The organism is Bacteroides sp. HF-4919 (assembly GCF_018860125.1).
Window position 1 is genome coordinate 24,604 of record NZ_JAHKNF010000019.1, and the last position, 11,945, is coordinate 36,548.

5 protein-coding genes are annotated in these 11,945 nt (G+C 43.5%); 1 reads left to right on the forward strand and 4 read right to left on the reverse strand.

Annotated elements, in window-relative coordinates:
- Positions 1–82: 82 nt before the first annotated feature.
- Positions 83–2,584, forward strand: a complete 2,502-nt coding sequence (locus tag KO473_RS22505) for a YfhO family protein (RefSeq protein WP_005822397.1) — start codon at positions 83–85, stop codon at positions 2,582–2,584.
- A 1,170-nt stretch (positions 2,585–3,754) separates the two neighbouring features.
- Here KO473_RS22505 and KO473_RS22510 read toward each other — a convergent pair.
- From KO473_RS22510 to KO473_RS22525, 4 genes are all read right to left on the reverse strand, one after another.
- Positions 3,755–5,296: an arylsulfatase gene (locus KO473_RS22510; protein ID WP_005822399.1), complete on the reverse strand. Its 1,542-nt coding sequence runs from the start codon at positions 5,294–5,296 to the stop codon at positions 3,755–3,757.
- Positions 5,297–5,427: 131 nt separating this feature from the next.
- Positions 5,428–7,377: a RagB/SusD family nutrient uptake outer membrane protein gene (locus KO473_RS22515; protein ID WP_005781752.1), complete on the reverse strand. Its 1,950-nt coding sequence runs from the start codon at positions 7,375–7,377 to the stop codon at positions 5,428–5,430.
- Between the two features lie 21 nt (positions 7,378–7,398).
- Positions 7,399–10,911, reverse strand: a complete 3,513-nt coding sequence (locus tag KO473_RS22520) for a TonB-dependent receptor (RefSeq protein ID WP_005811775.1) — start codon at positions 10,909–10,911, stop codon at positions 7,399–7,401.
- 51 nt (positions 10,912–10,962) lie between these two features.
- The gene (locus tag KO473_RS22525; RefSeq protein ID WP_005822402.1) at positions 10,963–11,943 is read right to left on the reverse strand and encodes a FecR family protein; all 981 of its coding nucleotides are present in this window, start codon (positions 11,941–11,943) and stop codon (positions 10,963–10,965) included.
- Between the last annotated feature and the right edge of the window lie 2 nt (positions 11,944–11,945).

Genomic DNA, 11,945 nt, shown 5'->3' on the forward strand with positions numbered 1-11,945 from the left:
CGAATCACGGTTAAGCCGGATTGTAAATCGTCTAATCCTACAGTCAAACCTCAATCATAAATTGTAAATCGTCTAATCGTAAATGAAAAAGTTTCTTCCAGACCTTATTGCCATTCTGGCATTCATAGTCATCTCTTTCATCTATTTCTTCCCGGCGATCACTGAAGACCGGATTCTCTTCCAGCACGACACCGTAGCCGGAGCCGGAGCCGGACAGGAAGCTAAAGAGTACTATGAAAAAACAGGTGAACGCACACGTTGGACAAACGCCCTTTTCGGAGGAATGCCCACCTACCAGATGTCCCCAAGTTACGACTCCACCGAGCCGCTGACATTCGTACAAAAAGTATATCATCTTTTTCTCCCGAACTACGTATGGCTCACATTTATCATGATGCTCGGATTCTATATCCTGCTAAGGGCATTCGGCATACCGGCATGGCTCTCGGGGTTGGGAGGAATTATCTGGGCCTTTTCGTCCTACTTCTTCATTTTAATTGCTGCCGGACATATCTGGAAATTCATCACCCTTGCCTATATACCACCTACAATAGCAGGGATTGTACTTGCCTACCGGAAAAAATATTTGTTAGGAGGGATTGTCACTGCTTTGTTCATGGCCATGCAGATTCTGTCCAACCATGTGCAAATGACCTACTATTTCCTGTTTGTCATTCTCTTCATGGTAGGTGCATTCTTCGAAGATGCCTGGCGCAAAAAAGAACTTCCCCAGTTCTTCAAAGCTACCGGTGTGCTGATTATCGCCGGATTAATCGGTGTATCCATCAATCTTTCGAGCCTATACCACACTTACGAGTATAGCAAAGAAACGATGCGTGGCAAAAGTGAGTTGAAATATGAAGGAGCTGCCGCAAAGCAGACAAGCAGCGGGCTCAATCGTGACTATATCACCCAATGGAGCTATGGCATCGGCGAAACATTCTCATTACTGGTCCCCAATGTCAAGGGAGGCGCCTCGGTGCCATTGTCACGAAGTGAAAAGGCAATGGAAAAAGCCAATCCGATGTACAGCAGCCTCTACTCACAACTGACCCAGTACTTCGGCGACCAACCCATGACAAGCGGTCCTGTCTACGTAGGTGCTTTTGTACTAATGCTTTTCATTCTGGGCTGTTTCATTGTAAAAGGTCCCATGAAATGGGCACTGTTAGGAGCCACCATTTTCTCTATCCTGCTTTCGTGGGGTAAAAATTTTATGGGGCTGACAGACTTCTTTATCGATTACATCCCGATGTATAATAAGTTCCGCGCCGTATCTTCCATTCTGGTAATTGCCGAGTTTACCATTCCCCTGCTCGCGATTCTCACCCTGAAAGAGATACTTAGCAAGCCGGAGCTGCTGAAAGAGAAACTGAAATATATCTATATCAGTTTCGGACTGACCGGGGGACTTGCGCTACTTTTTGCCATTGCTCCCCGCCTATTCTTCCCGACTTATATTCCTGCTAACGAGATGGCAGCCCTGCAGAATGCTCTGCCCGCCGATCAGTTATCGCCTATAGTGGCTAATCTTGAAGAGATGCGTGTGCACCTTTTCACTTCTGACGCTTGGCGCAGTTTCTTTATCGTTACTATCGGTACCCTGCTCTTACTGGCTTACAACGCAAAAAAACTGAAAGCGACCTGGACTGTTGCCGCTATTGCCCTGCTATGCCTGGGAGACATGTGGAGCGTAAACAAACGCTACTTGTACGACGAACAGTTCGTCCCGAAATCCGAACAGGCTGCAACGTTCCGGAAGAGTCAGACAGATGAACTGATCCTGCAAGATCAATCACCGGATTACCGTGTATTGAACTTCGCAGGCAATACATTCGAAGAAAACAATACTTCTTATTGGCACAAGAGCGTAGGTGGCTACCATGCTGCCAAACTCCGCCGTTATCAGGAAATGATAGACCATCATATTGCCAAAGAAATGCAGGCAGCCTATCAGGAAGTAGCAACAGCAGGCGGTCAAATGGACAGTGTGAACGCAGCTAAATTCCCTGTACTGAATATGCTGAATACAAAGTACTTCATATTCCCTGCCGGGCAACAAGGCCAAACAGTCCCCATTGAAAACCCATATGCTTTCGGCAATGCGTGGTTCGTAGATAAAGTACAGTACGTGAACAATGCGAACGAAGAAATCGATGCCATCGGGCAAGTCGACCTCCAACAAACCGCTATAGTAGACTCTAAGTTTAAAGAGGCCTTGAAAGGGGTGAACGAGGGCTACAAAGACTCACTGTCCACCATCCGGTTGACCGGCTATGAACCCAACCAATTAATATACGAGACTTCCTCGCCCAAAGACGGTGTAGTTGTATTCTCGGAAATATATTATCCGGGATGGACGGCAACCATTGATGGCAAACCTGCCGATATTGCCCGTGCAGATTACATCTTACGTGCTATGAACGTACCGGCGGGTAAGCATACCATCGAAATGCGTTTTGATCCGCAAAGCCTGCACGTCACAGAAGGTATTGCATATGGAGCGATGGCATTATTGCTGATAGGAGTAATTATTCTGGTATGGATCAACCGGAAAAAATATGGAGAAAGCATAAAAAAATAACCGTCTACAGAGACCGGTTCATCATTTACAAACACGAACTCCTCAGACAGAAGTAGTCTGAGGAGTTTGTGTTTTATTCTATACGTAATTTATTATTAATTCTTTCATACTCTCTATAATTTCTTTTTCATTGATGGCATCTAAAAAAGAGTAGCCTCATCGAAAGTGATAAATTCCGGATTCATATACACCGCTTGAGTTATTAAAACACATTATTTTTACCCAACACTTAAATCAAGACCTTCAATATCGCTTAGGAAGCTATTCTGTAAATTCAGCAATGCGATCATAAGAACAGCCTGTATCAAATGTGCCATACCTCTTATGCCATTCATCTATATTCAACCGATTCATTGCCCCTAAATTCTTTGAATAAATCGTAGAATCAGCTACAGAACTATTCAATGGACGACACAAGGTTATAGAAAAAACATTCTGACATCTTGTTCTATCTTAGAGATTAAACATCAACCAATACAAAAAGGTTGCAATAAAAATATATTCAAGTAAATAAATCCGCGATAGCTTTTTGTCATTTTGTCTAAATGTATTCTAAACACCCTTTAGAGTCGTTTTTTTGCACACCATAACAAAGAAAGAATAAAAAAACTCAGAAATAGCGTTGTTCTAAAAATCACATAGCCACCAAATACAGTGAAATACTATAAGAAAGATAATTAGCCGATCCCATTTACTATTCACAAGAAAGCCAGATAACAAATGAACGTTCAGAATGATATTAAAAAAAGAGGCCTCTAAAACTTTATTATAGAAAAAAAAGCCACTTTCTTCCCCTGAATTAAAGGCTTTTCCAAGAAAAAAAGTGCGTTTTTCATCAGAAAACAAACTTATTATTAATAAGAAGTTAACTTCCTACTCTCAGGAAATTAATTCTCTGCCGACAGGAAGTTAGTTATTTGCCGGCAGGAAGTTAACTTCGTGCCGGCACCTCTCACATTATTTCCCGGTAACAAGTGATCTAAAAAGAAATATCCGATGATTCCTCCTCTATTTCGCTACATTTCGCCAAAGTGGATGTCAGCAAATAAGTAGAATATCAAACATTTTGATACCAAACCACATTTTAAACCATCAAATTAAAAGCGCCATCCTTCCTCTGAATAGAGGATAAAGGATGGCGCTTGATATAACTTCTTACTAAGCACCTTCTTACATAGCAGCAGGTAACGTTACCTTGAAATTCGGATTTTCCGTATGTTGCCGGTGGATAATTCCAACCATTTTCTTCACAATATCCGGATTCTCGGCAGCTACATTATGGTCTTCATGGATATCTGTTGCCAAATTATAAAGGAAAGGAATACCTTTCTTAACAACCATTTTCCAATCTCCCATGCGTACGCCTATCTGGTTCGTTTCATTAAATTCCCAATAAAGAAAATCATGTTTCTTCTGGTTCTTCTTACCCAACAGAGTCCGGGCAAAAGAAATGCCATCAAAATAATCGGATTCTTTCTTCTTATTCACATATTTTTTCGGGAAATTCTTCACACCCGTCAAATCACACAAGGTAGGCATGACATCGTAAAAAGCACATTGGTGATCATTCACTGTTCCGGCAGCAACCTGACCGGGCCAACGAACAATAAACGGAACACGGATACCGCCCTCGTAACACTGGCGTTTCAAGCCACGCAACTTCCCGTCACGTCCGAAGAAAGTGGGATCGGCTCCGCCTTCCTCGTGAGGACCATTATCACTGGTAAAGATGACAATCGTATTTTTATCCAATCCTTTCTCTTCTAACTTCTTCAGGACCTCACCCACATAATGGTCCAAACGGGTGATCATACCTGCAAACTGTGCATGTACATGGGTGATAGCGTTATATCGGGACCCCTTCTGACCACCAAAAACTTTATCATCAGTAAACTGTGTCTTGTAATGGTTCAGAATAGAGTCTTCCGGCTGCACCAGTTCTGCGTGAGGCAAAGTATAGGTGAAAACACCGAAAAAAGGTTGATCTTCATTCTGTTTATCGATCCATTCCATCGCTTTCTGATGAATCAAATCGGCTGAGTATTGAGTACGTTTATGATAATCGGGACCGTACATCGGATATTTGATATTCTCTTCCATCACAACACGTACGACACCCGTATCGCCCAACGACGGGCTATAACGGTTCAGGAAATTGGGATAATAGAGGTGGGCCTGAAATTGACAGATATATCCATAATATTCATCGATCCCCCTTTTATCGGGAGTGGACACAGAACCTTCGTACCCCCCTGCCCATTTGCCAAACATGCCGGTAGTATATCCGTTATCTTTCATGATCTCAGGCAGAATGATATGTTCCGGATCATAAGGGTGTTGTCCGACAACCGAGAATTCTTTATTATCGCCATACATCACCGTAGATGCTTGAGTCCAATACTCTTTATTGCCACGTACTTCACAATGTCCGGTATGCTGTCCGGTCATCAACGACGCACGCGAAGGTGCGCTCACCGGACTTCCGGCATAGGCTTGCGTAAAGCGCATACCTTCACGGGCCATGTTGTCGATGTTGGGCGTACTGATGTATGGCTGTCCGTAACAACCCAAATCTCCATACCCCATATCATCGCACATGATAAAGATGATATTCGGTTTTTGAGGGTCATGTGCCTTCTCTTTATGGGCAAATGCTTGCGAGCCACCCAGCCCGACAAGCAATGCACTGCTATAAATGATTTTCTGGTTCATTCGTTGGGTTTATTTCGATTTCACCACAGATTACACGGATTTTCACAGATTAATAATTTATTTCACTGAGAGCTAAGTTAAATAATCTGTGTAATCTGTGGTGAGTTTGGTTCATTTATATTCCGCTTCAGTTATTCCCATCCCGGATTGTTAGGTGCAAGTGCAGGATTCAGAATAATCTCCTGGCTGGGAACTTCATAAAGATAATATCTCTCCTGCCAGCCTTCGCCTGCTTTGATAGGGTCGGGTTGCAGATAGATATATCCTTCTGTCATGGCTCCGTCGGCAGGATCCGGTCCGCCGGTCGTTTCATCCAGCAAGAACTGGGCACCATGCCTGAACTTATCTTTCGTCATCCACATTCCTTTGAGTTGACGATTGAGGAACCAGGGAGCCATTCTCCAACGACGGATATCATAGAATCCGAAGCCTTCACCCATTAACTCGATAATACGTTCACGACGGACTTCCCACAAAACAGGATCTACCAGAACACCTTGTTCATTACCTTTCGGGTAATAGCGGCCACGATTCGGGTCAAAGCTATCGTTGATCTCGGCAACCTTCATATCTGCCACACCGGCACGTTTACGCAGTTTATTAATAGACTCGTCGGCCACTGCCTGAGTGAACTGTCCTGTCTCGCACATGGCCTCAGCATAATTCAGCAATACCTCTTCGATTTTGAAGATAGGTTTATCCGATGTGTTCAGAGTGATACCTCCATTTCGGTTCGTTTCCCAGTTGCTCCAGTTCTTCCAGAAGTAATATCCCGAACGGCTTCTCACGAAACCTGTAGCTCCGATACCCCCCATAAAGTTGGGTGAAGAAGGAACCAGTGAGGCTGCCCAGTTCTGTCCGGGCAGACGTTTCATGCCGATACCGGGGTTATCACACGATTCGTTAGGTCCCATTATGTCAATGTATTCACGGTCGGCAGGATCATCGGTATAATCCCATGTTCTGGGATCATCTTTCGTCTTAGCCTTCGCTTTTACTTTATACGGAGGCATCACCACGTGATATAAACGCGGGTCACGGTCGCGGAAAGTAGCATATGGCGTTTTGTCTCCATGATAGTTCTCAGAAGTAGCAATCGGCTTACCGTCCTTACACAGATAAAGATCAACTGTATGCTGGTTCATCTCCACATTATGGCTATCCATGTGTTCCAATGCACTGAAGTTGGCCATCTTGATGTCCTGAACAAACTCCATGTACAGGATGACTCCCGGCACTTTGCCCAAATCTTCTGTAGTCCACATCTCCCCATATCCGGCTGCAGGCTGACCGTCTGTTCCGTAGTAAAGAGTAGGATAATCATTCATCAACAGGCGAGACACCCGGATACATTCGTCAAAGAACTTCTGGGCACCCTCCATTCCGTGATATTTGCGCCAAGTGGCTTCACGCAACGTAAATCGTGAGATAGCTGCACGAATACAATCACGATTGATGGTATTCGCACCGTCTTGTTTCTCAAAATCCCCGATATTCGCTTCAGCCCATTTCAAACGATTCAATACGGAGTCTGCTACAATCTCACGGTCAACACGGGGGCCGTAAGCTTCGGGAGAACTTTCGTTAAGAACCGTATTGACCCAAGGCACTGCCCCGAAACGGTTGATAAGCTCCATGTACCAATATGAGTGGAAGAAATATCCCACCGCACGCCAATGGTCTTTTTCAGCATCAGTCATTTCTGACTTATCGATATTGGCAAGCAAGATGTTAGCACGACGGAATGTGCCGGAAAATCCCCAGCCATTGCCCGAAGCCACACTCTGCACCCTTCCGAAAGCATAGTCATTACCTGACTCATTGGCACGACTCTCCAAGTATCCGGCATTCATATCACCTGCGTAACAAGATCCTTGCCCGGTTCCGTTGATAGTATTGGCTATATTATTGTCTTTGAATATCTCATAGCAGGGCCATGCAAACGACTTAAAGTTATCGTAAGATTTAAAAGCATTATTCTCTGTCAGACTGGTGACAGGCGCATGCTCCAAAAAGCTGTCATTACATCCGGCCAGTCCGATTCCGGCTAAAATAGCCAATGATAGATATATCTTTTTCATTTTTAATTCTTGGTTATGCGTTTATAATGTAAAGTTGATACCGAACGAAACAGTACGGAATGCCGGATAGTTCCAGCTCAAGGTTTCAGGATCGATACCTGAAGGCAATGAAGAGAAAGTTGCCAGATTCTCTACACTGACAAAACCCTTCAACTGATTCAAGCCGATTCGGGATATCCATGTTTTAGGAACAGTATACGACAAAGTAACGTTCTTGATGCGGAAGTAAGCGGCGTTAGATAAGTATCTGTCTGTCTTACGTCCATAGTTGGAGCCGACTGTCGGATTCTGTCCGTACATACGTGGATATTTTGCATTCGGATTTACAGCAGTATAATCTCCATTGGCGGCATCTACCGGTTTCCAGTAGTCGGTCAGACCGTCAAATAACGGTTGGTACTTGATATCATTCACTGAGTAAATGTACATCGGGAATACCAGGTTGTTGGCAATCCATGCATCACGTTGACCGGTACCCTGCATCATAATATTCAGGTCGAAACCTTTATAATTGGCACCGAGAGTAATACCATACAGGTATTTAGGCAGGCTATTACCTATTACTTTCTGGTCACCGGGGTTATCCAATGTACCGTCTCCGCTGTCGATCTGGTTCGTACTCTTATCGTCATCACGGAGATTCTTGAATTTCAAGTCACCGGGACGCGGGCTGACACCTTTAATAGAGGCTACCCCGTCTTTAAGTTTCCAGCTGTTGGTATCTACAAAATCATCTACTGTATAGAATCCGTCTACTTCATATCCCCAGATCTCACCCAGTCTTTGTCCCGGATAGAAATTACTCAGCAATTTAGAAGCAGCATTATCATCGTACTTAGTGATTTCAGAGTAGCTGTCAGAAAGATTGAATCCGACACGGTAGTTGAATTTACCGATGCGGTCTCTCCAGTTCACAGCCAGTTCCCAACCACGGGTACGCATATCAGCTGTATTCTGGAAAGGAGAACTTGCACCCACAACAGCAGGAAGCTGCATACCCGGTGCCAACATTCCTTTTGTGTCACGCTGATACCAATCGAACACAGCATTCAGACGATTGCCAAACATGTTCAGATCCAAACCGATATCAGTAGTCGCTACTTTCTCCCAGGTAAAGCTTGTACTTACCAGATTCGGCAAAGAGTTAATGGCAGTTACATAATCACCGCCTGACAACCAGCCGTTGTACTTGTTACTGACACTCATAGTCGGGAAATATGCATAGTTCACTACATTCTGGTTGCCGATCACACCATAAGATGCACGAATCTTCAGACCATCAATATAATTGCGTGTAACCTCCATAAACTTTTCCTGAGCCACGTTCCATCCCAAAGATACAGACGGGAAGAAACCGAAACGGGAATCTTTCGGGAATTTGGATGATCCGTCATAACGCCCGTTCACCTCCAGCAAATATTTATCCATGTAGTTATAATTAACCCGGAAGAATCCGCCACGAACAGAATATTCATTATAGCTGTCTGTCGCTTTCAGGTCACCAGTACCTGAGCCTAAGGCCGGCACTTCGATAACAGCTTGATTGTAAGACAGCACATTTACTCCTTCCGTATATTTAGACTCCTGGTTGAAACCGGCCATTACGCTAAAATGGTGGTCTTTCTTAATATCAAACTTATATGTACCATAAATATTGAAGGCATTGTAATCGGTGAACTGTTTTTCTTTCTGCAAATAGTCTTTTGCAGCATTCCAGATGTTGTTACCTCCCTGTATGTCTGTATACTGAGTTTTTCCGGTATAGAAATTATAGTCATACATGTTTTTGTCAAACGTGTATTCAAATACCCCTTCAAAGCCTTTGAATGGCTTCAAAATAGATTTCACGAAAACACGCGGATTGTCATACGACTTTTTCCATTTATTCGCCAACAACACCTGATTGCGCGGTGTATTGAAAGGCAAATCCTGAGAGATTGTAGAACAAACGTCCGCAGGCATATTACCTTCCGGTTGATAAGAAACCTGATTACTACCGAACATGCTTCCCAGGCCGGAACTCGGTTGTGACTGATTGGTACGCGCATAGCTCATTGTCAGCTCCTGAGTAAACCATTTGGTAATATCAGCAGAAATATAAGAGTTGATATTCAGACGTTCATACGTATCTTTATCGGTAATCAAAACACCGTCCGTAGATACATATCCGGCTGACATACGGTAACGCAACTTATCTGTACCGCCGGATACAGAAAGATTATGATTCATCTGGAAACTGGTCTCCATAAAATTCTTATATGGATCATGTTCGTTCAGATAATACAAGGCTCCGTCCGTATCGGCAAAAATACCATCACCTACAGTTTTGATAGATGAAGGATCCTGCCTGTACTGTGTCAGGTATTCCTTCCATTTTGAAACACTGGGTGAACCATAAGACCAATAAGCATCAGAATATCCTCCATCCTGATAAGCCTGCAGGTAATCCATTAACGATGCTTGCTTCGGCAGATTCATTGCAGTAGCAAAACCGAAATTATTGTTATAGTTCAGGCGGAAAGCCGTAGCTTCTTTCGGACGCTTAGTAGTCACCAGAACCACACCACCGGCCGCACGAGCACCATAAATAGCTGCCGAAGCAGCATCTTTCAGTACCGTCACCGTTTCGATATCTTCCGGATTCAACATGTCGAGGCTACCCTCTACGTTATCAATCAAGATAAGAGGCGCGACATTGGCACCATAGCTTCCGTCGCTATTCTTGATACCTACTGAATAGGCACCACGCAGTTGGAATGACTTTCCGCTACCCGGTGCATTCCCGCTATTAGATACCAGCAGTCCCGGAACCGTACCTTGCAATGCATCGGAAGCTGTCATAATAGGACGGTCCCCGATAATCTCATCCATTTTGATAGATGAAACAGCACCTGTCAGGTTTGCTTTCTTTTGTGAACCGAAACCGACTACCACTACTTCGTCTAAGGTACGAGAGTCATCTTTCAGCACTATCTTCAAAGGAACACCGGCCACGGCTTTCACTTCTTGTGTTACATAACCGATATAAGAGATAACGATAACAGCACCCGGATTTACCGACAAAGAGAAATTTCCCTCTACATTACTGATCGTACCATTCTGGGCATTGTTTTTTTCCATAATGGTAGCACCAATAATCGATTCTCCCAGGTTATCCCTGATATTACCTTTTACAACGATCTTATTACTCTGCTGTGGTGTGGAAACTACCTCCGGAGCACTCTTCAGAATAACTTCATTGCCCTTGATGACATAGCTGATACCACTGTCCTTAAACAGCACATTCAGTACCTCCTCTATGGAGCCTTCACAATTGATGTCACGGATCTTTGCATTGCCCAAATCGGCTGCCTTGTAAAAGAACGTATATTTACTGTTCTTTTCAATAACCTGGATGGCCTGTTTAATGCTCATTGCCTTTCCCTGCACGGCTATCTGTCCCTGCACGGCAAAAACGGACATAGGATACAGGAGCATAAACATAATTACGCCTGCCAGAAAACGCCTGTTACAGACGCTAAAACATTGTCTCATGTCTTTCATTTTTTTGATTATACGATTAATTAGTGATTGATAAAAAAGCGATTATTTATAAATAATGATTCTCTGTGTTTCTTTTCTAAATTTCAAATTCATATTGATACAAATCTTTTCGATAACTTTAGATGCGGGGTCATCATAACGCATATAGCCTGTGAACAAGTCATTTCGGGATACTTTCTCGTCGAGCTCTACCGGAATATGGTAAATATCATGAATGGCTTCTATCAAATCATCCATACGCATGTCGACAAATTTGTAACGTCCCTCATCCCAACTGATATTACCTATATTCTTTAATATCACTTCATCCTTTTCGGGATGAAAAATAACCTGTTGCAAAGGTTTCATTTCAATCTTCCTCTGCGAAGCCTTAGCGTTGAAATCAACCTTTCCACTGAAAAGAGTCACTTCCGCACCATACTGCCGGGTGGACTGAACACGAAAAACCGTCCCTTTGACTTCTACAAATGCCTGATCAATATATACCTTAAAATTACGTCCCTTACGTTTGGTTACCTCAAAAGTAGACTCTCCCTCCAACCATACTTCCCGTTTATCCATAAAGTCCTGTGAAAAACGGATTCGACTTCCGGCTTGCATCCAAACCCTTGAACTGTCGGGGAGCACGTACAACCGACTATTTGAAGAAACAATCTCAGTATACTCAATGATATGTTGCGAAGTGACAGGCTCCTCATTAAAAAAGAAGATACTTCCCCCAACAACCAATAACACTGTAATACATGCAGCGAGAGCAATCTTCAAGTACCTGAGCTGGAGCCGTTGCTTACGCTCAAAAGGAGTCTGACATTTAGAATCAATCTTATTCCAAATCCTACTTTCAACAGCAGCATCATCCACTATATTCCTTGCAGCATCAAATTGTTTTTTCATCTTTGTCTCCACAACATTCCAGTGCGCCAGTTCTTCTACTTCTCCCGGAGAAGACTTACCGGCAATCAATTTGCGGACAAGCCGATCGTATTTATTAGAAATCTTCATATTCTTTATATTTCTTTCCAAAA

Coding starts and splice junctions, on each gene's coding strand:
- KO473_RS22505 (WP_005822397.1), top strand. CDS start 83: ATGAAAAAGTTTCTTCCAGACCTTATTGCCATTCTGGCATTCATAGTC.
- KO473_RS22510 (WP_005822399.1), bottom strand. CDS start 5,296: ATGAACCAGAAAATCATTTATAGCAGTGCATTGCTTGTCGGGCTGGGT.
- KO473_RS22515 (WP_005781752.1), bottom strand. CDS start 7,377: ATGAAAAAGATATATCTATCATTGGCTATTTTAGCCGGAATCGGACTG.
- KO473_RS22520 (WP_005811775.1), bottom strand. CDS start 10,911: ATGAGACAATGTTTTAGCGTCTGTAACAGGCGTTTTCTGGCAGGCGTA.